Origin of the sequence: Pseudomonas fluorescens, assembly GCF_902498065.1 — a bacterium.
In the GTDB taxonomy this organism is placed as follows: domain Bacteria; phylum Pseudomonadota; class Gammaproteobacteria; order Pseudomonadales; family Pseudomonadaceae; genus Aquipseudomonas; species Aquipseudomonas fluorescens_BJ.
Genome location: NZ_CABVIR010000001.1, coordinates 963,540 through 986,011, shown reverse-complemented (window position 1 = coordinate 986,011; position 22,472 = coordinate 963,540). Strand labels below are relative to the sequence as shown.

The window sequence follows — 22,472 nt, the reverse complement described above, 5'->3', positions numbered from 1 at the left end:
GCAGCCTTCAAAAAGTGGAAAGAAAGATCAGCAGCAGCGAACCGGCCGGTCAGCCATCGCCTGCAAACGTGCAACATCGGCGGCGAGCCATTCAACGTTGGCGGCCAGCGCCCCCTGCAACAGCGTGATGACCCACGGCAATAGTTGCGGATGCAGGCGATAAAACACCCATTGCCCCTGACGACGATCCGCCAGGAGCCCGTTGCTGCGCAATTGCGCCAGATGACGCGAGATCTTCGGTTGGCTGAGGTCCAGCCCGGCAGTCAACTCACACACGCACAACTCGCCTTCGCGGGCAATCAGCATGGCGATACGACTGCGCGTGTCATCGGCCAGGGCCTTGAAAATATCGACGGGACCACGGGAATCGGACATGAGGGGGAACACGCCTCCAGACAAACGAGGCGTGAATATATGGAATTTCGAATATTCAGTAAAGCAAAGACTTGAAACACCTGCCCTGTAGCAGCTGCCGAGCCTGCCGCTACAGGAGGTCGCTGAACTTACAGCCGAATCACATGCCCTTCCACCGGCGCGACCTGTCCATGAAACAGCCGGGAAATGATGTTCTGCGCCGCTTCATAGCCTTCACGCTCAACCACGTGCAGCAACGGATTTTCCACCGCGGTCACGTGCCGATAAAAACGCTGCAAGCCCTCACCTATATGCCGACTGACGCCTTCGGGGCCCCAGTCGGCATTGCGCTTGCGGATCTGGATCGGTGCGAAAAAGAACACCGGCTGCGGCCCCTCGATGGCCGTCAACCGTGCCTCTTCGGTGCTCTGCGCAGACCCGGCGAAACAGCTGTAAACCAACTGCCCGGCAAAATGCTGGTGCACCCGGTCACGTAAATCCAGGTCACCGGAAAAATCCACATAGAGCGTTGGACGGTCATTGGCCAGGCTCGCCAGCTCTGAGTAGGACACCGTTCGCTCATAACACCCGAGCTTCTCGACAAACGCCTTGTTGCCGGCGGATGTCAGCGCCACCCGTTCCAGATCGGGCTGATTGTCCAGACACACCGCCGTGCCATACGCGGTTTTGCTTGAAGCGCTGGAGAACACCAGCCGGGTCGCGCCGAAGAACTGATTGTCCTGAAGGAAGTCCGCCAGCATCGACGAGGTCAGAAACAACGGTTTGAGCAAAATCTGCAGGTTTTCGGTTTCAGGGCTGTAGTACTGATCCCAACTGCAACGGGTGTATTGGTTGTAGGCCGACGTCAGCGCCTGCCGATGTTGCGCAGCATCATAGAAACCACGGTCGGTAACACGCTCCGGACGCATCCAAAGATGGCTGGCAATCGGAAAATAGCCGTAGAAACGCTCTCCTGTGCTTACGCCCTCAACCGTTGAAGCAATCACATCGGCAAAACCCCAGGCCGGTATGTGGCCCCATTCAGCCAGTCCCGTAGGAAAGAACCCCCAGTAATTCATCGAATCACCATACGCAGCGTAGGTAATGTTGTTGGTGGTCAATGCACAGCGGTCGATCTTCAGGATCACCTCCCCACCAGCCGGAATCAGACTACGCGGCTCCCGTTCGATTCGACTCTGGTCGAGGGCGTTTTTGCGGGTGATCAGCCGTGTTACCGTGCTCGGACGTTGCATCTTTCAAACTCCTGCTGCGAGTGAATGGCGGGTAGCACCAGAGTAGTGGCAGCCGATGAAGAGCGGGTTCGGAAACTCAAGGGGCAGCGTCCCCACCCTCAATCCCCGCGCCAAGCCGTTGAAACGGCCGAGTCAGGCTCGGGCGATTTTCACCGTCGAGGCGATTTACGAGGCGTTTGTTCGGATTTGGCTGCGCGACGGCTGGTCGGGGTTGACCACTCGCGAAGTGGCGCTGGAAGCAGGCGTTGCCGTCGGCACGCTGTACGACTATTTCCCGAGCAAGGAAGCTTTGTTGTCGGGGTATATCCGACATTGGCTGGATACCTTGTTACAGCACCTGGATGAACACGTCATTCGAGCGGACGACCTGGCCTGGCCAACCCGAATCAAACGTCTGGTACGCCTGACCTGCGACCCGAGCAATGCCGGGCAGCCACTGTTTAACCATGAAATGCTGGCTTTAGAACACCAGATCGCCGAATCCAAGCATCATCGGCGGGTGTACCAGGAGTTGTCGCAAAAATGGCGCGAGGCCTTTGCAGCCTGTAGCGACTTGCCCACACAACCGTCAGAAACGACCATCGACGCCTGGGTGATCATGGCCTGGGGCGGGCGTCGTTATTGCGTCACCGCACAAGCGGCGGCGGAGCAAACCGCCGCATGGCTGTCGGAAATGGAAATGATGATCTGTAGCCGCTTGCTAACAAAACCGTAGGAGCGAGCGGTATTTGTCAGACCTTCTTGTGCTGCTCGACCCACTTCCCATAAGCATCAATGAATTTCTGCAAGAATGGCCTGACCGACTCCGACAGATTGCCGGCCTCGTCGAACGCCGATCCCGCCCCGCTCAGGTAGGCTTCCGGCTGCTGCATGCACGGCACATCGAGAAACACCATGGACTGGCGCAAATGATGGTTGGCGCCGAACCCGCCGATCGCCCCCGGTGAAACGCTGATCACCGCACCTGGCTTGCCACCCCATGCACTCTTGCCATACGGACGCGAACCGACGTCAATTGCGTTCTTCAACGGTGCAGGGACCGAACGGTTGTACTCGGGGGTGACAAACAGCAACGCGTCGGATGAACTCACTTGTTGCCGGAAAGTGCTGTAGGCTGCCGGCGGTGATTCGCCATCGATGTCTTCGTTGTAGAGCGGCAGGTCGCCAATTTCGACGATGTTGAGTTTGAGATGTGCAGGCGCCAGATCGGTCAGGGCCAACGCCACCTTGCGATTGATCGATTCCTTTCTCAAGCTGCCGACCAGAACGGCGATCGTGTAGACGTTGCTCATGGAAGATTCTCGACTGTCCGATGGAAAGAGCTTGTAGTTATAGATGACGATTCAAGCAGTGGGCGACTGAAAAACGCCGCCACTGACTATTTTTTTCCTGTAGGAAAACTTACCTCGCCCAACCACGGTCTACAGAACCGCAAATTGAGTGATTTATCTCCAGAGGTTCTAAGCAGATGGCAGCAGTACTCGTCGGTCAGTTCCATGCAAGAGACGCGGAAGGCCGTGTCTATTCCGTGCATGAGTTCCAGGAATCCACCCCGTCGGCAGACGGTCTCACCGCTGTCACCACTTACAAGCTGGCCATTGGCGATCGTGTGAAGAAGCTCGATGACAACCAGTTTTTGCTGGTGCAATCGGACGTCACCATCGTGCGCGAACCCGACACCTATGTCGGCAACCTGCCGGAAACCAACGTCGCTTCATAACCTCGCGTTATGAGCAGAAGTCATATGCGCGGACTTGGGTTAGGATTCAGCCACTGACTCCCCCACCTGCTGAACATGGACTTCACGCATGCGTTTACGTCATATCGAAGTGATCCAGGCGCTCTTGCAGACCGGTCACCTGGGCACCGCCGCCGAATGGCTGCAGTTGCCAGTGGCCGAGGTCGAAAGCATTCTGCGCGACGCCGAGAGTCAGTTGGGTTTCATGCTGTTTTCCAGCGTGCGTGGACGCTTGCAGGCCACGCGCGAGGCGCGGGAGCTACAGGTCGAAATCGCCCACGTCTACGATGCGCTTGAGCCGGTCCAGCGACTGGCCAGCAGCCTCAAGCAATATCAGGCCCCACCCCTTCGCATCATTTGCACGCCGCCCCTGGCGCAACAGTTGTTGCCACAGAGCATCGCGGCGTTGCGCCGGCGTCTTCCCGACGTGCCTTGCAGCCTCCTGAGCCAACCCACCCGCGATATCGTCAGAAGCCTGCTGCTGCGCGAAAGCGATCTGGGCCTGAGCCTGCACGATCCCGATCACGCCGATGTTCATTGCCAGGTGATTGCCCAGGGCAAACTCCAGCTGCTGGCACCCCATGGCTGGCTGCAACCGAAGCAGAAGTACATTTCGCTGCAAGACCTGGCGGGGCAGTCGATGGTTGGCCTGGAAGGTCATGATCCGCTGAGCCCGGCGCTCGACAACAAACTGCATGCCCTGCGCCCTGCCCCGGTGATCCACACCCGGGTTCAGACACACCAGATGATGCGCAGCATGGTCGAAGCCGGTGAAGGCCTGGCGATTGTCGACCCGTTCACCGCGCTCGGGGCCAAGTCGGCCGGTCTGGACGCCTGCCCGTTGGCGCCCGCCGTGCCAATCAGCGTCTACGCCCTGACCCTGAAAAACGGCGAGCCGTCACCTGCTGTTCAAGCACTGTTGGACATTGTTACGGAACAAGCCGTGGCGATGTTGGCGAGCTGATCGGGTTTTCCAGCGGATTGTCGAATAATCGATACCAAAACAATGCGATTTCGGCGGTGTTCGGGTCGATGCCGCGATAGCGCAGATGATCCACGCCCCCCATCACATAACCGCAGCGCTCATACAGCCGGCACGCGCCCAGATTGTTGTTCTGGGTTTCGAGCATGATGCCCGGCAGTTTTTTCTTGCGACTCCAGAACTGCGCCACATCCAGCAGCGCCTTGGCCACGCCATGCCGGCGGGCTGGCGCATGCACCGCCAACTCGTCGATATGGGCAAAACCGTTCCAGTTGGTGCTGACCACCAGGTGGCCCACCGGCTCATCATCGAGATAAGCCATGAAAATCGCGCTGTCGGCGGCGTCGCGGAAACTGCTGAATTCCTCGGGATCAATGCCATAGCACTTGCGGTAAGGGGTGATCGGCGTCACCGGCCACTGCTCGACCGGCTTGCCGATGTCGGCTGCGCCATAGGCCGTGACTTCAAAACTGAAATCACTGCCCCAGATGTAAGCCGCAAAGCCGTCGTCAGCAACACGAACAGACAGGCCTGGGTATTTTGGATTCATGACCGGTTGCATACTGGGAAAGGTCCTCACTCCTTGATGCAATCGACGGTGTAATGCCGCCCATTGCCCTCGTCTTCGTGTTGCAAGCCGTGCACATCAGCGACAAACCCCGGAAAACTGCTGTCGAACGTGCGGGCAAACGCCAGGTAATCGATGATTGAGCGGGTCGACTCGGTGAAACGTTCGCCGGGCATGATCAACGGGATCCCCGGTGGGTACGGCACCAGCATCACGGCGGCGATGCGGCCGTCCAGCGCGTCGATCGACACCGCCTCCACCTCGCCCCGCACCAGTTGATCATAGGCGTCGGCCGGCTTCATGGCGATTTCCGGCAGCACGGTGTACATGCGTTTGAGGTGTTTGGCCGTGGCGTTGCTGCGGTAGCAGGCGTGCAGTTGATCGCACAAATCGCGCAACCCCATGCCTTTGTAACGAGCGCCATCCTGTTGCGCCACACAGGGCAGACAGGTCGCGAGACTGACATTGGCGTCGTAGCTGCGCTTGAACTCCAGCAACTCGGTCAGCAACGTGCTCCATTTGCCTTTGGTGATGCCCATGGAGAACAGCACCAGAAACGAATAGAGCCCGGTCTTCTCGACCACCAGCCCGCGTTCCCAGAGGAATTTGCTGACCACCGCCGCCGGAATTCCGCGCTCGCTCAACGCACCGCCGGCGGTGAGCCCCGGCATTACCAGCGTGACTTTGACCGGATCGAGCAGCACGTAGTCATCGGTCACGCCGCCAAAGCCGTGCCAGTCGGCATCGGGCTGCAGCAGCCAGTCTTCGGTGACGACACGCTCGATGCCTTCAACCGACGGCGGCTGCCAGATGGAGAACCACCAGTCATCAGCGGCAATGTGCTGACGCAAATTGGCCAGTGCCCGACGGAAACTCAGGGCCTCGTCGAACATTTCCTGTAACAGCGAGCGACCCGCCGGGCCTTCCATCATCGCCGACGCCACATCCAGAGAGGCGATGATGCTGTACTGCGGCGACGTCGAGATGTGCATCATGAACGCTTCGTTGAAGCGGTCGCGATCCAGTTGCCGGGCGCCGCCATCCTGAACATGAATCATCGAGGCCTGGCTGAACGCTGCCAACAGCTTGTGGGTGGAATGGGTGGTAAACACCAGCGGGCTGTCCACGCTGCGCGAAGTGCCCATGCCGTAACGCCCGGCGAAGAACTCGTGAAACGCCGCGTAGGCATACCAGGCTTCATCGAAATGCAGCACTTCGACGCTGTTGCCCAGGCTTTGCTTGATCAGTTCGGCGTTGTAACACAGGCCGTCATAGGTGGAATTGGTCACCACCGCCAGTTTGACCCTGGGCTCACGGCCCTTGGTCAGCGGGCTGGCATCGATCTTGGCCTGGATCGATTCGCGGCTGAATTCACTCAGCGGAATCGGGCCGATGATCCCCAGTTCGTTGCGCTCCGGACACAGGTACAACGGGATGGCGCCGGTCATGATGATCGAGTGCAGCACCGATTTGTGGCAATTGCGGTCCACCAACACCAGGTCATCGCGGGCGACCATGGAATGCCAGACGATTTTGTTGGCTGTCGACGTGCCATTGATCACGAAAAAGGTGTGATCGGCGCCGAAGTTACGCGCCGCTCGCGCTTCCGCCTCGGCCAGCGGCCCGGTGTGATCGAGCAGCGAACCCAGTTCCGGCACCGACACCGACAAGTCCGAACGCAGGGTGTTTTCCCCGAAAAACTGATGAAACGCTTGCCCCACCGGACTCTTGTGATAGGCCACGCCGCCGCCATGGCCAGGCGTATGCCAGGAATAATTGGAGTCGGCGGTGTGTTGCACCAAAGCCTTGAAGAACGGCGGCAGCAGGCCATCCAGGTATTTACGCGCGGCTCGCGCAACCTGCCGCGCCAGAAACGGCACGGTGTCTTCGAACAGATAAAGAATGCCGCGCAGCTGATTGAGCTCGTCCATCGCATCGGCCGGGGCGTTTTCCAGCGTCACTTGCTCGCCCAGCGCGAAGATCGGCAAGTCCGGCGCGCGAACCCGCGCCAGGCTGATCAGTTCGGCCATGTTCTGCAGCAGATGGGAATTGGCGCTAGGGTCCTCGGCGGCGATCAGCATGCACGAGAGGCCATGATGGGTCGACGCGACCAGCCGCCCCTCGGCGTAATCCACCGCCGAGACAATGCTGAAGCCTTCCTGCTCCAGCTCCCGGGCGATGCCACGCACGCGATCACCGGCGACGGTGTCGGCCTTGATGTCGCGATGGACGATCAGGACCGGGAATTTCAAATCTTTGTACATGGGGCTCAGTGTCCTGAGGCGGCAGACCATGGTCTGCCAATATCCTCAGGGTAGAGGGTTGGAGCGGATGTGGCGAGCGCCGATGCCCCGAAATGGGTCAACCGGCGCACCCTCATGTCGCCATCCACTCAGGCCTGCGCCTCAGCCTCGACGAGTTGTTGCCACAGCGATGGAGCACCCGCGGATTTGGCGATGACTTCCAGACGGGCCACGTGTTGCGCCAAATCATCTTCACTGGCGCGGATGATCCGGGTTGGCTGGCGATCGGCCGGCAAGCGACGGATTTCCGTGGCGGAATTGTCCGCGCCTTCACCGGAACCGTTGCCGTCGGACGCATTACCGGCCAGCGACAGGCTGGTCTGGCCGCCAGTCATGGTCAGGTAAACGTCGGCGAGAATCTCGGAGTCGAGCAAGGCGCCGTGAAGTTCACGGCCGGAGTTGTCGACGCCATAGCGTTTGCACAAGGCGTCGAGGCTGTTGCGCTGCCCCGGGTGACGTTCCCGGGCCATCATCAGGGTGTCGAGGATCGAGCAGTGTTGCGTGATGTCGGCGCGATCGTGCTGACCCATCAGGGCGAATTCGTTGTTGATGAAACCAACGTCGAACGCCGCGTTATGGATGATCAGCTGCGCGCCCTTGATGAATTCGAAAAACTCATCAGCCACTTCATTGAAGCGCGGCTTGCCTACCAGGAATTCGTTGGTGATGCCGTGGACACCAATGGCGCCTTCGTCACTCTCGCGGTCCGGCTGCAGGTAAACGTGAAAATGCCGGCCCGTCAGGCGCCGACCAATCAACTCGACACAACCGATTTCGATAATCCGGTGGCCGTCGGTCACCGGCATGCCGGTGGTTTCGGTATCGAGTACAACGGATCTGGTGGCCATCAGTGCTCAGCTCTCAACGGGTCAACGTACAAAAGCGGCGATGTTAACACGCTCGCCGAGGCTTTCAGATAGACCGTGTCGCCCCAATCGCCGACAAGCCGGCGAAGGGGACGACGCGGTCATTGAGGCGTTTACGCTAGGCCTGCTTGTAACCACGCACTTCATCCACGCCACGGTTGGCCAACTGGTCGGCCCGCTCGTTACCGTGATGCCCGATGTGCCCGCGCACCCACTTCCAGGTGACATTGTGGCGGTTGACCTGCTCGTCCAGCAGCTTCCACAAGTCAGCGTTTTTCACTGGCTCTTTTGCCGCCGTTTTCCAGCCACGCTTCTTCCAGTTGTCCATCCATTCGTTGATGCCTTTCATCACATACTGCGAGTCCGTCACCAGCAGCACGTCGCAGGAACGCTTCAGTTCTTCCAGCCCGCGGATCGCGCCCATCAGTTCCATGCGGTTGTTGGTGGTGTTGGCTTCGCCACCCCAGAGTTCTTTTTCAACGCCCTTGCACACCAGCAGTGCGCCCCAGCCGCCTGGGCCAGGATTGCCCTTGCAGGCGCCGTCGGTGAAGAGTTCTACGCTATCGCTCATGCCAATCTATCCAGAAAATGCGGTGGCCCGCCGATCGTTGATCGACGATGCCCGAGGCCGGGACGCGCCCGGCCGGGAATATAAAAAGTGTTACGGCTCGATGTTGCGGCGGTTGACCTTGGCCATCGGCAATGGAATCAACTTGCCCATAGGCTCGCGACGCTCTTGACGCACCGGTCGCAGGCCAACCACGATCTTGCGTGCGACCAGTAAATAGAAGCCGCCACCCGAGAGTTGCCAGTCACCGGCCTTGCGCTCCCACCCGGCCAAACGGGCTTGCCAGGCGGGGGACGCAAGCGGCGGACGATAGCACCCGAAGCGGCGTTTCTCCAGCGCGAAGCCCAGCAGGTTCAGCCAGTCGGCGACCCGCGAAGGTGAAATGCATCGAGCCTTGCGCAGGGCGTCATGGGCGAATACGTGACGCAAGCCCCAACTGCTCCAGGGGTTGATTCCGACGATCAGCAAATGCCCGCCGGGCCTTACGCTGCTCGCCGCTTCGCGCAGCAAACCATGGGGCGACAGGCAGAAATCCAGACCGTGCTGCAACACCACCACGTCGGCGGCATGTTCGCTCAACGGCCAGGCCTGCTCTTCACAAACAATTTCGACACCCGGCAATGGCGCACCCAGCCGCACATTGCGCTGAACCTGCGGCGCCGACGGCGGTGTCTCGGCCGAAGGACCGTAATGCACCAGATAGCCACCGAAGAAGCGCCCAAGCTCGTCTTCGAGCATGCGCCGTTCTTCGTCCAGCAGAAATTGCCCGATGGGGCCGGACAGCCATTCACGGGCCGCGCTGATCAGGGCCAGCCAGTCAGGATCAGCCTGAGCGAACGCTTTATCAGTCATTGCATTCTCCAACGCGCCAGGAAGTTCTAAGATGCGCCATTGTTTTCCGCTTGGCGAATCCGACGATGATACAGATCAGTGCCCTGCCTGCCTTCTCCGACAACTACATCTGGTTGTTGCAAGACCCTGCCACACGACGCTGTGCGGTGGTCGACCCCGGCGATGCCGCGCCGGTTCAGGCCTGGCTCGCGGCGAATCCGGGTTGGGCACTGAGTGATATTCTGATCACTCACCATCATCACGACCATGTCGGCGGTGTCGAGCAGTTGAAAAAAGCGACGGACGCGAAGGTCTACGGCCCGGCCAGTGAAACCATCCCCGCGCGAGACGTCGCGCTCAAGGACAACGACCGTATCAGCGTGCTCGGCTGCGACTTTGAAGTCATCGAAGTAGCCGGTCACACATTGGGACACATCGCCTTCTATCACCAGGGCCTGCTGTTTTGCGGCGATACCCTGTTCGCCGCCGGTTGCGGGCGGTTGTTCGAAGGCACCCCCGAGCAAATGCACACCTCCCTGACACGCCTCGCGTCGCTTCCCGAAGATACTCAGGTGTATTGCGCGCATGAATACACCCTGAGCAATCTGCGCTTCGCCGCAGCGGTCGAACCCGGTAATCCGCACACGGCCGAACGACTGGCAAAAGTTACCGAACAACGCGCAGCGGGCATCATCACGCTACCTTCATCGATTGCTCTGGAAAAGCTGACAAACCCGTTTTTGCGTACCGGCGAAACATCCGTTAAAGAAAAATTGGACGAACGGAATGGCACCGATAACCGGGCTCCGAGTGCGGTTTTTGCTGCTCTGCGGGCATGGAAAGATACGTTCTGACAGGGCTTGCGGTCGGTGCGAAAAATCTGAATGGTTGACCGCAGGGGGTGCGCTTTCTAGAATCGCCCGACATTTTTGCCCGGAACTTACTTCCAGCCAATGTCGTCATCTATTCGTAAAGCCATCAATTCAGACGCATTGACCCGCTTGGCTCAAGCCATAGCGGTGGCTGTGTCCGCCACTCTGGCGGGCTGTTCCAGCCAGGTGCCGCAGACCGACGCGGCCCACACCCCTAATATCGCCGCTCGAGCCAAACAGAAGCCCATCTGGCTCAGCGAAAAACCGACCCCGCAAATTCCACAGGACGTCTGGGAGCGCATGCGCCAAGGCTTCCAGTTGCAGGAAGGCCTGGGCGTCAACCCGCGCATCGAGCAACAGCGCCTGTGGTTCGCCAGCAATCCATCGTTCCTCGAAAACGCCGGCGAACGCGGCAGTCTCTACATTCACTACATCGTAGAACGCCTTGAAGAACGCAACATGCCGCTGGAGCTGGCGCTGCTGCCAGTGATTGAAAGCGCCTACAACCCGATGGCCTATTCCCGGGCCGACGCGGTTGGCTTGTGGCAATTCATTCCCTCTACCGGACGTTACTTCAACCTGCGCCAGACCCGCTTCTACGATGGCCGACGCGACATCACCGCCTCGACCACCGCCGCAATGGATTACCTGACGCGTCTGCACGACATGTTCAACGGTGACTGGCTACTGGCCCTTGCGGCTTACAACGCGGGTGAAGGCACGGTCAGCCGGGCCATCGAGCGTAACGAAAAGCTTGGCCTGCCCACCGATTACTGGAACCTGCCGCTGCCGTCGGAAACCCAGGCCTATGTGCCGAAGTTGCTGGCCCTGTCGCAAGTGGTCCTCGCGCCAGAAGCCTACGGCGTGAACCTCAATCCGATCGCCAACGAACCGTATTTCCAGGTCGTCGAAATCAACCAGCGCATGGACCTGTCCAAGGTGGCTGCGGTGGCTAACATCGACGAAGACGAACTGTTCCAGCTCAACCCGGCCTTCAAGCAGCGCACCACCACGCTAGACGGCCCTCAGCATTTGCTGGTGCCGACGTCCAAGGCGCAACTGCTGACGGCCAGCCTCTCGACCATGCGTCCCGAAGAGCTGATCAGCAAGAAGCCGCTCAAACCGGTGTTCGAAGGCGCTGACGACACCCAACTCGCCGGCCTCAAACGTGCCTACCGCGTCAAACGTGGCGACAACCTCGGCACCATTGCCAAGGCCAACAAGGTCGACGTGAAAGACCTGCAACGCTGGAACAAGCTGACCGGCAAGGACCTCAAGGTCGGTCAGACGCTGGTGATGCAGGACAAGACCAAGCGCAGCTCCGGGCGCGTCAACACCGTAGTGGCAGCCAACACCAAGACGAAGGCCAAAAAATCGCAGACCCAATACAAGGTCCAGCAAGGTGACTCGCTGTACATCGTGGCCAAGCGTTTCAACGTTGAAATGCAACACCTCAAGCGCTGGAATCCGCGTGTCGGCCAGGCGCTGAAGCCGGGTCAGATGCTGACGGTCGCTTCGCCGCACTAAAAAAAGCCCCTGACTTCAGGGGCTTTTTTTTGTCGAAATACCATAAGCAGGTTCACACAAACCTAGTAGGAGCCAGCCTGCTGGCGATGGGCTCAAGTGCGCCGTGTTCAACCAGATTTCACGCGTTATCGTTAACGACCATCGCCAGCAAGCTGACTCCTACAGGGTTTGTGTGCGACGAGCGATCAAATAGGCTTCCAAGCCTCCACAAGGAATCTGCGCCGGCAATTAAGGGGTCGTTAAATCCCTGTCTTTTTCCTGTCCATACAAGCTGTTACTGTACGGCCCACAAAGCCCAAGCCGCCTGGATCGGATCTCTGACTTGAAGCGTCCCCTCCTCCTTCTCCTGATCAGCCTGGCCTTGAGCTCCTCCGCAAGCGCGACGATCAGCGAAAGCCATGGTTATGCGCAGTTCGGCACGCTCAAGTACCCGGCCAGATTTACCCACTTCGACTGGGTCAACCCGCAAGCGCCCAAGGGCGGTACGTTGCGGGTGATGGCGTTTGGCACCTTCGATACGCTCAATCCCTACACGTTCAAGGGTTCGAGCCCGGTTTCCACCGCGAACTTCCTGCAATACGGCATCAACGAGCTCAACGAACCGCTGATGGTGGGCACCGGCCAGTACGCGCCGTCCGGCGACGAGCCCACGTCCAGTTATGGCTTGATTGCCCAATCGGTGGAATACAGCGAAGACCGCAGTTGGGTGGTGTTCAACCTGCGCCCCGAAGCGCGCTTTCACGATGGCACGCCGATCACCGCGTACGACGTCGCGTTCTCTTACCGATTGCTGCTCAAGGAAGGCCACCCGCAATACCGCACCAATCTTCAGGAAGTGTTGCGGGTCGACGTGCTCAACCCGCAGCGCATCCGTTTCGTCTTCAAGCGCGCTGGCAATCCCTTGCTGATCCTGCGCCTGGGCGAGTTGCCGGTGCTGCCGCAGCATTACTGGAAAGGTCGCGACTTCAAGGCGACCACCTTCGAGCCGCCGCTGGGCAGCGGGCCGTACCGCATCACGGCGGTCACGCCCGGGCGCCAGATTGTGTTTGAACGGGTCAAGGATTATTGGGGCAAGGACCTGCCAGTCAATCGCGGCAAGTACAACGTCGACCGCATGGAAGTCGAGTTCTACCGCGACAGCGACGTCGCGTTCGAAGCCTTCAAGGCCGGCGAGTTCGATATCTACATCGAACACCAGGCGAAAAACTGGGAAAACGGTTACAACTTCCCGGCCATGCGACGGGGCGACGTCATCAAGGCGCAGATCCCGCATCAGATCCCGACCCAGAGCCAGGGCCTGTTCATGAACACCCGGCGACCGGCGTTTTCCGACGCCAGGGTCCGTGAAGCGCTGGGGCTGATGTTCGACTTCGAGTGGACCAATCGCACGCTGTTCAGCGGCGCCTACAAGCGCGCCATGAGTTACTACCCCAACAGCGAGTTCTCGGCCACCGGCCTGCCGGTCGGGCATGAATGGTTGATGCTCAAGCCGTACCGCGAGCAATTGCCCGCCAAGCTGCTCACCGAGCCGTTCAGCCTGCCGCAGACCCAAGGGCGCGGGATTCCGCGGGAAACCATGCGCCAGGCCCTGAGCCTGCTCGCCGAGGCCGGCTGGAAGCTCAACGGTCAGCGGATCGAAAACGCCAAGGGCCAGCCGCTCTCCCTTGAGATCCTGCTGGTCAACCCGAACCTGGAACGCATCCTCCAGCCTTATGTCGAGAACCTCGCCAGCATCGGCATCGACGCCCGACTGCGCACGGTGGATCGCGCCCAATACAAACAGCGCCTCGACCAGTTCGACTTCGACATGATCCTGATGACCCTGAACCAGACCCTCAGCCCCGGTCTGGAACAATGGCAGTATTTCCACTCCAGCCAGGTAGGGGTCAAGGGCAGCAAAAACTACGCGGGCATCGCCAATCCGGTGGTCGACCATTTACTCGAGAAACTGCTCTCCGCACAGACCCGCGATGAACAGGTTGCCGCCGGCAAAGCCCTGGACCGCGTGTTGTTGTGGCAGCACTACATCATTCCCAACTGGTACCTCAATTATCACCGCCTGGCCTACCGCAACCGGTTCGCCTTCGTCACCACGCCGCCCTATACGCTGGGCCTGAGCGCGTGGTGGCTGAAATCTTCGGAGAAAGATCGATGAAACCCCTACGCGCCCTGCTCTTGCAGGCCAGCGGCCTGTTGTTCGCCGGGCTGGCCTGCGCCGCCCCGCAACACGCCCTGACCTTGTACAACGAGCCGCCGAAATACCCGGCCGGCTTCAAGCATTTCGACTATGTAAACCCCGACGCGCCCAAGGGCGGGATCTTCCGTCAGGCTGGTTTCGGTGGCTTCGACAGCCTCAACCCGTTTATCAGTAAAGGTGTGCCGGCCGACGATATCAGCCTCATCTACGACACCCTGGCCAAGCAGGGCCTCGACGAACCGTTCACCGAGTACGGCCTGGTCGCCGGCAAAATCGAGAAAGCCCCGGGCAACGATTGGGTGCGTTTCTACCTGCGCCCCGAAGCGCGCTTCCACGACGGTCATCCGATTCGTGCCGAAGACGTGGTGTTCAGCTTCGAGACCCTGATCAAGGACGGCGCGCCGCTGTATCGCGGTTACTACAGCGACGTCGCCGAAGTGGTCGCCGAAGACCCGCTCACCGTGCTGTTCAAGTTCAAACACACCAATAACCGCGAACTGCCATTGATCCTCGGTCAGTTGCCCGTGCTGCCCAAACACTGGTGGGCGACCCGGGATTTCAACAAGGGCAACCTGGAAATGCCGTTGGGCAGCGGCCCGTACAAGGTCAGCGAGGTGAAGGCCGGGCGCTCGATTCGCTATGAGCGGGTCAAGGATTACTGGGGCAAGGACCTGCCGGCCAACCGCGGCTTCTACAACTTCGACGTTTTGACCACCGATTACTACCGCGACAACACCGTGGCCCTGGAAGCGCTCAAGGCCGGACAGTTCGATTACTGGCTGGAGATGAGCGCGAAAAACTGGGCCAATGCCTACAACATTCCGGCGGTCAGCGAAGGCCGGCTGAACAAGGAACAGATCCCCAACGGTAACCCGACGGGCATGCAGGGTTTTGTCTTCAACCTGCGCCGACCGGTGTTCCAGGACGTGCGGGTGCGCCAGGCGCTGACGTTGCTGCTGGACTTTGAATGGACCAACAAGCAACTGTTCAACGGCGCCTACGTGCGCACCCGAAGTTTTTTTGAGAACTCGGAAATGGCCGCCACCGGTTTGCCAGATGCCGAACAGTTGGCGATCCTCGATCCGTTCCGCGGCAAGATTCCCGAGCAGGTGTTCACCGAGGCCTTCCAGAACCCGGTGACCGATGCCAGCGGCATGATCCGAACGCAGCAGCGCAAGGCCTATCAACTGCTGCAAGAGGCTGGTTGGCGGATCGTCGACGACAAAATGGTCGACGCCACCGGCAAACCGGTGACCATCGAGTTCCTGCTGGCCCAGACCGAGTTCGAACGCGTGTTGCTGCCGTTCAAGCGCAACCTCAGCGACCTCGGAATTGATATGGTGATCCGCCGGGTCGATGTCTCGCAGTACATCAACCGCGTGCGTTCGCGGGACTTCGACATGATCGTCGGCAGCTTCCCGCAATCCAACTCGCCGGGTAACGAACAGCGCGAGTTCTGGATGTCTGCCGCCGCCGACAAGCCCGGCAGCCGCAACTCCATGGGGCTGAAAGACCCGGTGGTGGACCAACTGGTCGAGCAACTGATCAACGCCGATTCGCGCAAAAGCCTGGTGGCCCACGCCCGGGCACTGGACCGCGTGCTGCAATGGGGCTATTACGTGATCCCCAACTGGCACATCAAGACCTGGCGCGTGGCTTACTGGAACCACATCGGTCATCCGAAAATCTCACCCAAGTACGACATCGGCACGGCCACCTGGTGGATCAAGCCCAACGTGACACCGGCGATAGAAGTCGAAACCAAACTGCAAGCCGACCCTGCGGGCACGGAGTAATAGATGCTGGCGTATATTTTTCGGCGACTGCTGCTGATCATCCCGACGCTGCTCGGCATTTTGCTGATCAACTTCGTGATCATCCAGGCCGCCCCCGGCGGGCCGGTGGAGCAGATGATTGCCAAGCTCGAAGGCTTTGAAGGCGCCACCAGCCGCATTGCCGGCGGGGGCGCCGAAGTGTCGGTGGCCGGTTCGGCCTATCGCGGCGCCCAAGGCCTGGACCCCGCGCTGGTGAAAGAAATCGAGCACATGTACGGCTTCGACAAATCGGCGCCGGAACGGTTGTGGATCATGGTCAAGAACTACGCCACCCTGGATTTCGGCGACAGCTTCTTCCGCGACGCCAAGGTCATCGACCTGATCAAGGAAAAGATGCCGGTGTCGATCTCCCTCGGGTTGTGGAGCACGCTGATCATGTACCTGGTGTCGATCCCGCTGGGGATCGCCAAGGCCACGCGGCACGGCAGCCACTTCGACGTCTGGACCAGCTCGGCGATCATCGTCGGCTACGCGATCCCGGCGTTCCTGTTCGCCATTCTGTTGATTGTGGTGTTCGCCGGCGGCAGCTATTTCGACTGGTTCCCGCTACGGGGACTGACCTCGAACAACTTCGATGAACTGAGCATGGGCGGCAAGGTGCTCGATTACTTCTGGCACCTCGCGTTGCCAGTCACCGCTCTGGTGATCGGTAACTTCGCGACCATGACCCTGCTGACCAAAAACAGCTTCCTCGACGAAATCAACAAGCAATACGTGGTGACGGCCAAAGCCAAAGGCCTGACCAATCACCGCGTGCTCTACGGCCACGTGTTTCGTAACGCCATGCTGTTGGTGATTGCCGGTTTCCCGTCGGCGTTCATCGGGATCTTCTTCACCGGTTCGTTGCTGGTCGAGGTGATCTTCTCCCTCGACGGACTGGGGCTGATGAGTTTCGAAGCCGCGATCAACCGCGATTACCCGGTGGTCTTCGGCACGCTGTTCATCTTCACCCTGCTGGGCCTGGTGGTGAAACTGATCGGCGATCTCACCTACACCTTTGTCGATCCGCGCATCGATTTCGAAAGTCGGGAGCATTGAGATGAACCTGTCCCCTCTCAATCGCCGGCGTTTCGAACTGTTCAAGGCCAACAAGCGCGGCTGGTGGTCGCTGTGGCTGTTTCTCGTGTTGTTCGGCCTGAGCCTCGGTGCCGAGCTGATCGCCAACGACAAACCGCTGGTGGTGCATTACGACAACAGCTGGTACTTCCCGGCGCTCAAGCGTTACCCGGAAACCGCGTTCGGTGGCGAGTTCCCGCTGGAAGCCAATTACAAGAGCCCCTACATCCGCGAACTGCTCAAGGCCAAGGACGCCTGGGTGCTGTGGGCGCCGATTCCCTACAGCTACCAAAGCATCAACTACGACCTGAAAGTCCCGGCCCCGGCGCCCCCGTCGGCCGACAACCTGCTGGGCACGGACGATCAGGGCCGCGATGTGTTGGCCCGGGTAATTTATGGGTTCCGGATTTCGGTGCTGTTTGCCCTGACGCTGACCATTCTCAGCTCGATCATTGGTGTGATTGCCGGCGCCTTGCAGGGTTTCTATGGCGGCTGGGTCGATCTGGCCGGGCAGCGTTTCCTGGAGATCTGGTCCGGGTTGCCGGTGCTGTATCTGCTGATCATTCTCGCCAGTTTCGTCCAGCCGAATTTCTGGTGGCTGCTGGGGATCATGCTGCTGTTCTCGTGGATGAGCCTGGTGGACGTGGTGCGCGCCGAGTTCCTGCGCGGGCGCAACCTCGAATACGTACGCGCGGCCCGGGCGCTGGGGATGCAGAATGGCGCGATCATGTTCCGCCACATCCTGCCCAACGCGATGGTTTCGACCATGACCTTTATGCCGTTCATCCTCACCGGCGCCATCGGCACGCTGACCGCCCTCGACTTTCTGGGCTTCGGTTTGCCGCCGGGCGCGCCGTCGCTGGGTGAATTGGTGGCTCAGGGCAAATCCAACCTGCAAGCGCCGTGGCTCGGCATGAGCGCGTTTGCGGTGCTGGCGTTGATGTTGAGTCTGCTGGTGTTCATCGGCGAGTCCGCTCGCGATGCCTTCGACCCGAGGAAGTGAAATGAATCAGGACAATCTGATCGAAGTGCGCGACCTGTCCGTCGAATTCGTCGTCGGTGATCGCTGTCAGCGCGTGGTCGAAGGCGTCAGTTTCGACATCAAGCGCGGCGAAACCCTGGCGCTGGTGGGTGAAAGCGGTTCCGGCAAATCGGTGACCGCGCACTCGATCCTGCGCCTGCTGCCCTACCCGCTCGCCCGACATCCGTCCGGCACCATCGAGTATTCCGGGCAAGACCTGCTGAGCCTTAAAGAGAAAACCATCCGCCATATCCGTGGCAACCGGATCGCCATGATCTTTCAAGAGCCGATGACCTCGCTCAATCCGCTGCACTCGATCGAGAAGCAGATCAACGAAGTCCTGGGCATCCACAAAGGTTTGATCGGCAAAGTCGCGACCAAACGTACGCTGGAACTGCTGGAAATGGTCGGCATTCCGGAGCCCGAAAAGCGCCTGAAAGCCTTGCCCCACGAACTGTCCGGCGGCCAGCGTCAACGGGTGATGATCGCCATGGCCCTGGCCAACGAGCCGGAACTGCTGATCGCTGACGAGCCGACCACCGCGCTGGACGTGACCGTCCAGCTGAAAATCCTCGAATTGCTCAAGGAATTGCAGGCCCGCCTGGGCATGGCGTTGCTACTGATCAGTCACGATTTGAACCTTGTGCGAAGAATTGCGCATCGCGTATGTGTCATGCAGCGCGGTTGCATCGTCGAACAGGCATCGTGCGAAGAGTTGTTCTGCGCGCCGCAGCATCCGTACACTCGGGAACTGCTGGCAGCGGAGCCCAGCGGCAAGCCGGCAACCAATGTAATCGGGCCGCCCTTGCTGCAGGTCGAGGACCTGAAAGTCTGGTTCCCGATCAAGAAAGGCTTGCTGAAAAAGACCGTCGATCACATCAAAGCGGTGGACGGGATCAATTTCAGCCTGCCACAGGGCCAGACCCTGGGGATTGTCGGCGAAAGCGGTTCCGGCAAATCGACGCTCGGTCTGGCGATTTTGCGGCTGATCGGCAGCAAAGGTGCGATCCGTTTTGAAGGCAAGCAGCTAGACTGCCTGACGCAGCAACAGATTCGACCGCTGCGCCGGGAGATGCAGGTGGTGTTCCAGGACCCGTTCGGCAGCCTGAGCCCGCGGATGTGCGTGAGCCAGATCGTCGGCGAAGGCCTGCGGATTCACAAGATGGGCACCGAGGCGGAACAGGAACAAGCGATCATTGCGGCACTCAAGGAGGTAGGTCTGGATCCGGAAACCCGGCACCGCTACCCCCACGAATTTTCCGGCGGGCAGCGGCAGAGAATCGCCATTGCCCGGGCATTAGTGCTAAAACCGGCGCTGATATTGCTGGACGAGCCGACATCGGCCCTCGACCGGACAGTGCAGCGCCAAGTGGTGGAGCTTTTGCGTTCACTGCAAACCAAGTACAACCTGACGTATCTGTTTATCAGCCATGACCTGGCTGTCGTCAAAGCGCTGAGCCACCAGTTGATGGTGGTCAAGCATGGCCAAGTGGTCGAACAGGGAGACGCGCAAAGTATCTTTGCCGCCCCCCAACATCCGTATACACAGCAGTTGCTGGAAGCCGCTTTTCTGGCACCAGCCACTGCGCAATAACCTGAAAGAGAGGAGCAACACATGGGTTTTCTCGCCGGTAAGCGCGTACTGATCGTCGGTGTCGCCAGCAAGCTGTCCATCGCATCCGGCATCGCTGCCGCCATGCATCGCGAGGGCGCTGAGCTTGCCTTCACTTATCAGAACGACAAACTCAAGGGTCGTGTCGAAGAGTTCGCACAAAGCTGGGGTTCCAACCCGGACCTGTGCTTCCCGTGCGACGTGGCCAGCGATGAAGAAATCGCCAAGGTCTTCGTTGAGCTGGGCAAAAAGTGGGATGGCCTGGACTGCATCGTGCACTCCGTCGGCTTCGCCCCGGGCGACCAACTGGACGGCGACTTCACCGAAGCCACCACCCGTGAAGGTTTCCGCATTGCTCACGACATCAGCGCCTACAGCTTCGTGGCCCTGGCCAAGGCTGGCCGCGAAATGATGAAAGGCCGCAATGGCAGCCTGCTGACCCTGTCGTACCTGGGCGCCGAGCGCACCATGCCGAACTACAACGTAATGGGCATGGCCAAGGCTTCGCTGGAAGCTGGCGTCCGTTACCTGGCCGGCTCCCTGGGCCCGGACGGCACCCGCGTCAACTGCGTATCGGCTGGCCCGATCCGCACCCTCGCCGCTTCCGGCATCAAGAACTTCCGCAAGATGCTGGCCGCCAACGAAGCGCAAACCCCGCTGCGTCGCAACGTCACCATCGACGAAGTCGGCAACGCCGGCGCCTTCCTCTGCTCGGACCTGGCGTCCGGTATCAGCGGCGAAATCATGTACGTGGATGGTGGTTTCAACACCACTGCGATGGGTAGTCTGGAAGAGTAATCTTCGGTTCGTCCAATAAAAAACCCGCCTGCACAGGCGGGTTTTTTTGTGCCTGAAATTTCAGAGTTCACCGCAATCCCCTATGTTTAGGTCGATTGGGGCGAGGCAGTTGGCAAACAATCGCTGGATCGGTTGTGTACGCTGGCTGTAGCGCTGCAACAGGACGATCTCGCGGTAGAACGTCAGCTCGCCCAACCGGATGATCCTGACCTTCGCACCATATTCAAGCCATAGCCCCGCCTCGGGAAGCAACGAGATACCCAGCCCGCATTCAACCATTTTCACGATGGCTTCCAGTTCATCCAGCTCCAAAGCCACCTGCACATCAATGTGCTGCTCACGCAGAAAACGCGTGACCAAGCGGCCCCCAAACGAATTGCGGTCATAACGCACGAGCGGGTGTTCTGCCAATAACCGCAACGGATCGTCGCCAGCAAGGTCAATCGGCACGATCAACACGAACGGTTCGCGGCGAATGACCTGCGCCGCCAACTCCTTGGGCAACTCGAACGGCGGTTTGATCAGGATGGCCAGATCAACCTCCCCGGTATCGACTTGGCTCAACAGGTTCAACGACACCCCTGGCACCAGTTTCGGTTCCAGCAACGGCGCTTGCTGGCGCAATCGCAACAACGCCTGGGGCAACAAACCGGTCTGGGCAGTGGCCACCGCGCCAATTCTCAATTCGCCGCGGTACTCGCTGACGTCGTCGCTGACCGACATACGACTGAAGGTTTCCAGCATGTCCCGAGCCATCGGCAAGGCCCGCTGCCCTGCCGCATTGAGAATCGCCTGACGCCCCGTGCGATCGAACAAACGAATGCCCAGCGCCTTTTCCAAATTACGCATCTGCGCGCTGACCGCCGATTGGGTCAGGCCGATGTGCATGCCGGCGGCGGCGAATGTGCCGTAGCGTGTCACAGCGATAAAAGTCTTCAACTCACGCAGCATGACCGGTCTCGATTGATCGAAATAATTTGAGCTCGATGCAAAAACTAACGTCTTTCAATCAAAAATCACAGCGTTAAACTCAGTTCCAACCACCGACCAACTGCGAGGCTCAGCCATGCAACTCTCCCCTTTCCACTTGGCCATTCCCGTGTACGACCTGGCAGCCGCACGCCGTTTTTATGGTGAGGTCTTCGGCCTCGAAGAAGGCCGATCCAGCGACCATTGGGTCGATTTCAATTTTTTCGGCCATCAACTGGTGATTCACCTGGCGCCCAAAAACGCCTCTCAAGAAGCGGCGCACACCAACGCAGTGGACGGGCATGACGTGCCGGTGCCGCATTTTGGCGTAGTGTTGGGGATGGACGAATGGGAAGGTTTGGCTGAACGACTGAAAGCCCGTGACACCCGCTTCGTGATCGAACCCGGCATTCGGTTTCAGGGTTTGGTGGGCGAGCAAGCCACGATGTTTCTGTTCGATCCTTGCGGCAATGCGCTGGAGTTCAAGGCATTCAAGGACATCAGCCAGTTGTTTGCCAAGTGAAGGCATCGGCCTCAGCCAGCAATCCCTCGACCGAACCGTGACGCACAGGGTCATACTCGATCTGGCCAATGCTGAAGCGAATGTCATAACCGCGACGCATCGTGGCATTGCGCTCGTCGAGGATTTCTTCGAGCCGCGACTTGATGGCGCCAATGTCCACAGCGCTTGAACCGGTCAGCAACGCAACAAACTCGTCGTCGCCAAGCCGGCCAACCACATCGTTTTCGCGAAAGGCGATACGCAGTACGTCGGCAAAGGTTTTCAGGGCGTTATCACCCTCGGCGCGGCCATACAAATAGTTGATGTGTTTGAAATTATCGAGATCGAAAAACAGCAGCGTGGCCGGTTTTTCGAGGCGCTGACAGGCGTCCAGCCCCAATTGGGCCAGTGTCATGAAGCCGTGACGGTTGGACAGCAGCGTCAATTCATCCATGCTCGCCATCTGCACGCCAATCACGTCCTGCTCGGCCTTGCGGGCCAGATCGCGCAGTAATTGACGCTCTTGCTGGGGCGACAGCAAAGGGTCTGCATGAACGCCGTGTTTGACCGGTTTGCCTGGGATCAGCATGACTCACTCCATGGGCGGGTATGTTCTTTAG

22 protein-coding genes are annotated in these 22,472 nt (G+C 59.6%); 12 read left to right on the top strand and 10 right to left on the bottom strand.

The features are described from left to right. Positions 1–27: 27 nt before the first annotated feature. Both F8N43_RS04930 and F8N43_RS04925 read right to left on the bottom strand, forming a co-directional pair. Positions 28–375: a metalloregulator ArsR/SmtB family transcription factor gene (locus F8N43_RS04930; protein ID WP_150630574.1), complete on the bottom strand. Its 348-nt coding sequence runs from the start codon at positions 373–375 to the stop codon at positions 28–30. Between the two features lie 128 nt (positions 376–503). Continuing rightward, positions 504–1,607, bottom strand: coding sequence for a DUF2855 family protein (locus tag F8N43_RS04925; protein WP_150653302.1), 1,104 nt, complete (start codon positions 1,605–1,607; stop codon positions 504–506). A 55-nt stretch (positions 1,608–1,662) separates the two neighbouring features. Between F8N43_RS04925 and F8N43_RS04920 the strand changes: the two genes are divergently transcribed. After that, complete coding sequence (locus F8N43_RS04920) at positions 1,663–2,322, top strand: TetR/AcrR family transcriptional regulator (RefSeq protein WP_150653301.1); 660 nt, start codon at positions 1,663–1,665, stop codon at positions 2,320–2,322. Between the two features lie 16 nt (positions 2,323–2,338). On the opposite strand, the gene F8N43_RS04915 is transcribed toward F8N43_RS04920, so the two are convergent. Beyond that, positions 2,339–2,899, bottom strand: a complete 561-nt coding sequence (locus F8N43_RS04915; protein WP_150653300.1) for an NADPH-dependent FMN reductase — start codon at positions 2,897–2,899, stop codon at positions 2,339–2,341. A gap of 176 nt (positions 2,900–3,075) precedes the next feature. Between F8N43_RS04915 and F8N43_RS04910 the strand changes: the two genes are divergently transcribed. Both F8N43_RS04910 and F8N43_RS04905 read left to right on the top strand, forming a co-directional pair. Further along, positions 3,076–3,327 carry a hypothetical protein gene (locus F8N43_RS04910; RefSeq protein ID WP_150630570.1) on the top strand — a complete coding sequence of 84 codons (252 nt, stop codon included), beginning with the start codon at positions 3,076–3,078 and terminating at the stop codon, positions 3,325–3,327. Between the two features lie 88 nt (positions 3,328–3,415). Beyond that, complete coding sequence (locus F8N43_RS04905; protein WP_150630569.1) at positions 3,416–4,309, top strand: LysR family transcriptional regulator; 894 nt, start codon at positions 3,416–3,418, stop codon at positions 4,307–4,309. On the opposite strand, the gene F8N43_RS04900 is transcribed toward F8N43_RS04905, so the two are convergent. From F8N43_RS04900 to F8N43_RS04880, 5 genes are all read right to left on the bottom strand, one after another. Beyond that, positions 4,275–4,889, bottom strand: coding sequence for a GNAT family N-acetyltransferase (locus F8N43_RS04900; RefSeq protein ID WP_150630568.1), 615 nt, complete (start codon positions 4,887–4,889; stop codon positions 4,275–4,277). The genes F8N43_RS04905 and F8N43_RS04900 overlap by 35 nt on opposite strands. A 14-nt stretch (positions 4,890–4,903) precedes the next feature. Then, entirely contained in the window at positions 4,904–7,159 is a 2,256-nt protein-coding gene (locus F8N43_RS04895) for an Orn/Lys/Arg decarboxylase N-terminal domain-containing protein (protein WP_150639191.1), read from the bottom strand. Between the two features lie 128 nt (positions 7,160–7,287). Then, the gene (gene dnaQ / locus F8N43_RS04890) at positions 7,288–8,046 is read right to left on the bottom strand and encodes a DNA polymerase III subunit epsilon (RefSeq protein WP_150630566.1); all 759 of its coding nucleotides are present in this window, start codon (positions 8,044–8,046) and stop codon (positions 7,288–7,290) included. Between the two features lie 136 nt (positions 8,047–8,182). Then, positions 8,183–8,635, bottom strand: a complete 453-nt coding sequence (rnhA, locus tag F8N43_RS04885) for a ribonuclease HI (protein ID WP_008028618.1) — start codon at positions 8,633–8,635, stop codon at positions 8,183–8,185. A 90-nt stretch (positions 8,636–8,725) separates the two neighbouring features. Next, positions 8,726–9,484, bottom strand: coding sequence for a methyltransferase domain-containing protein (locus F8N43_RS04880; RefSeq protein ID WP_150639192.1), 759 nt, complete (start codon positions 9,482–9,484; stop codon positions 8,726–8,728). Between the two features lie 65 nt (positions 9,485–9,549). Here F8N43_RS04880 and gloB point away from each other — a divergent pair, with 65 nt between their 5' ends. The 8 genes from gloB (at position 9,550) to fabI (ending at position 20,381) form a co-directional block, all read left to right on the top strand. Then, on the top strand, positions 9,550–10,317 hold the full coding sequence (gene gloB / locus F8N43_RS04875) for a hydroxyacylglutathione hydrolase (protein WP_150630564.1): 768 nt from the start codon (positions 9,550–9,552) through the stop codon (positions 10,315–10,317). Between the two features lie 99 nt (positions 10,318–10,416). Further along, positions 10,417–11,862, top strand: coding sequence for a transglycosylase SLT domain-containing protein (locus F8N43_RS04870; protein ID WP_150639193.1), 1,446 nt, complete (start codon positions 10,417–10,419; stop codon positions 11,860–11,862). Between the two features lie 346 nt (positions 11,863–12,208). Beyond that, positions 12,209–14,017: an extracellular solute-binding protein gene (locus tag F8N43_RS04865; RefSeq protein WP_412072590.1), complete on the top strand. Its 1,809-nt coding sequence runs from the start codon at positions 12,209–12,211 to the stop codon at positions 14,015–14,017. Further along, a complete protein-coding gene (locus tag F8N43_RS04860; RefSeq protein ID WP_150653298.1) occupies positions 14,014–15,855 on the top strand; it encodes an extracellular solute-binding protein in 1,842 nt (613 codons plus the stop codon). The genes F8N43_RS04865 and F8N43_RS04860 overlap by 4 nt, the downstream gene beginning before the upstream one ends. 3 nt (positions 15,856–15,858) lie before the next feature. Continuing rightward, positions 15,859–16,932 carry a microcin C ABC transporter permease YejB gene (locus F8N43_RS04855; RefSeq protein WP_150630560.1) on the top strand — a complete coding sequence of 358 codons (1,074 nt, stop codon included), beginning with the start codon at positions 15,859–15,861 and terminating at the stop codon, positions 16,930–16,932. A 1-nt stretch (position 16,933) separates the two neighbouring features. Beyond that, positions 16,934–17,953, top strand: coding sequence for an ABC transporter permease (locus F8N43_RS04850; protein ID WP_150653297.1), 1,020 nt, complete (start codon positions 16,934–16,936; stop codon positions 17,951–17,953). 1 nt (position 17,954) lies between these two features. Beyond that, entirely contained in the window at positions 17,955–19,565 is a 1,611-nt protein-coding gene (locus tag F8N43_RS04845; protein WP_150653296.1) for an ABC transporter ATP-binding protein, read from the top strand. Positions 19,566–19,586: 21 nt separating this feature from the next. After that, positions 19,587–20,381: an enoyl-ACP reductase FabI gene (gene fabI / locus F8N43_RS04840; protein WP_008152082.1), complete on the top strand. Its 795-nt coding sequence runs from the start codon at positions 19,587–19,589 to the stop codon at positions 20,379–20,381. A 60-nt stretch (positions 20,382–20,441) separates the two neighbouring features. On the opposite strand, the gene F8N43_RS04835 is transcribed toward fabI, so the two are convergent. Beyond that, positions 20,442–21,332: a LysR family transcriptional regulator gene (locus tag F8N43_RS04835; protein WP_150630557.1), complete on the bottom strand. Its 891-nt coding sequence runs from the start codon at positions 21,330–21,332 to the stop codon at positions 20,442–20,444. 115 nt (positions 21,333–21,447) lie between these two features. Here F8N43_RS04835 and F8N43_RS04830 point away from each other — a divergent pair, with 115 nt between their 5' ends. Beyond that, positions 21,448–21,873, top strand: a complete 426-nt coding sequence (locus F8N43_RS04830) for a VOC family protein (RefSeq protein ID WP_150653295.1) — start codon at positions 21,448–21,450, stop codon at positions 21,871–21,873. Here the strand turns inward: F8N43_RS04830 and F8N43_RS04825 are convergent. Then, the gene (locus tag F8N43_RS04825; protein WP_150630555.1) at positions 21,851–22,441 is read right to left on the bottom strand and encodes a GGDEF domain-containing protein; all 591 of its coding nucleotides are present in this window, start codon (positions 22,439–22,441) and stop codon (positions 21,851–21,853) included. The genes F8N43_RS04830 and F8N43_RS04825 overlap by 23 nt on opposite strands. Between the last annotated feature and the right edge of the window lie 31 nt (positions 22,442–22,472).

What these genes read in the sequence shown, in the direction of transcription:
- gloB (WP_150630564.1), top strand. Translation starts at nt 9,550, where the DNA reads ATGATACAGATCAGTGCCCTGCCTGCCTTCTCCGACAACTACATCTGG.
- rnhA (WP_008028618.1), bottom strand. Translation starts at nt 8,635, where the DNA reads ATGAGCGATAGCGTAGAACTCTTCACCGACGGCGCCTGCAAGGGCAAT.
- F8N43_RS04825 (WP_150630555.1), bottom strand. Translation starts at nt 22,441, where the DNA reads ATGCTGATCCCAGGCAAACCGGTCAAACACGGCGTTCATGCAGACCCT.
- F8N43_RS04860 (WP_150653298.1), top strand. Translation starts at nt 14,014, where the DNA reads ATGAAACCCCTACGCGCCCTGCTCTTGCAGGCCAGCGGCCTGTTGTTC.
- F8N43_RS04910 (WP_150630570.1), top strand. Translation starts at nt 3,076, where the DNA reads ATGGCAGCAGTACTCGTCGGTCAGTTCCATGCAAGAGACGCGGAAGGC.
- fabI (WP_008152082.1), top strand. Translation starts at nt 19,587, where the DNA reads ATGGGTTTTCTCGCCGGTAAGCGCGTACTGATCGTCGGTGTCGCCAGC.
- F8N43_RS04895 (WP_150639191.1), bottom strand. Translation starts at nt 7,159, where the DNA reads ATGTACAAAGATTTGAAATTCCCGGTCCTGATCGTCCATCGCGACATC.
- F8N43_RS04850 (WP_150653297.1), top strand. Translation starts at nt 16,934, where the DNA reads ATGAACCTGTCCCCTCTCAATCGCCGGCGTTTCGAACTGTTCAAGGCC.
- F8N43_RS04930 (WP_150630574.1), bottom strand. Translation starts at nt 375, where the DNA reads ATGTCCGATTCCCGTGGTCCCGTCGATATTTTCAAGGCCCTGGCCGAT.
- F8N43_RS04900 (WP_150630568.1), bottom strand. Translation starts at nt 4,889, where the DNA reads ATGCAACCGGTCATGAATCCAAAATACCCAGGCCTGTCTGTTCGTGTT.
- dnaQ (WP_150630566.1), bottom strand. Translation starts at nt 8,046, where the DNA reads ATGGCCACCAGATCCGTTGTACTCGATACCGAAACCACCGGCATGCCG.
- F8N43_RS04830 (WP_150653295.1), top strand. Translation starts at nt 21,448, where the DNA reads ATGCAACTCTCCCCTTTCCACTTGGCCATTCCCGTGTACGACCTGGCA.
- F8N43_RS04905 (WP_150630569.1), top strand. Translation starts at nt 3,416, where the DNA reads ATGCGTTTACGTCATATCGAAGTGATCCAGGCGCTCTTGCAGACCGGT.
- F8N43_RS04870 (WP_150639193.1), top strand. Translation starts at nt 10,417, where the DNA reads ATGTCGTCATCTATTCGTAAAGCCATCAATTCAGACGCATTGACCCGC.
- F8N43_RS04880 (WP_150639192.1), bottom strand. Translation starts at nt 9,484, where the DNA reads ATGACTGATAAAGCGTTCGCTCAGGCTGATCCTGACTGGCTGGCCCTG.
- F8N43_RS04845 (WP_150653296.1), top strand. Translation starts at nt 17,955, where the DNA reads ATGAATCAGGACAATCTGATCGAAGTGCGCGACCTGTCCGTCGAATTC.
- F8N43_RS04915 (WP_150653300.1), bottom strand. Translation starts at nt 2,899, where the DNA reads ATGAGCAACGTCTACACGATCGCCGTTCTGGTCGGCAGCTTGAGAAAG.
- F8N43_RS04920 (WP_150653301.1), top strand. Translation starts at nt 1,663, where the DNA reads ATGAAGAGCGGGTTCGGAAACTCAAGGGGCAGCGTCCCCACCCTCAAT.
- F8N43_RS04835 (WP_150630557.1), bottom strand. Translation starts at nt 21,332, where the DNA reads ATGCTGCGTGAGTTGAAGACTTTTATCGCTGTGACACGCTACGGCACA.
- F8N43_RS04925 (WP_150653302.1), bottom strand. Translation starts at nt 1,607, where the DNA reads ATGCAACGTCCGAGCACGGTAACACGGCTGATCACCCGCAAAAACGCC.
- F8N43_RS04855 (WP_150630560.1), top strand. Translation starts at nt 15,859, where the DNA reads ATGCTGGCGTATATTTTTCGGCGACTGCTGCTGATCATCCCGACGCTG.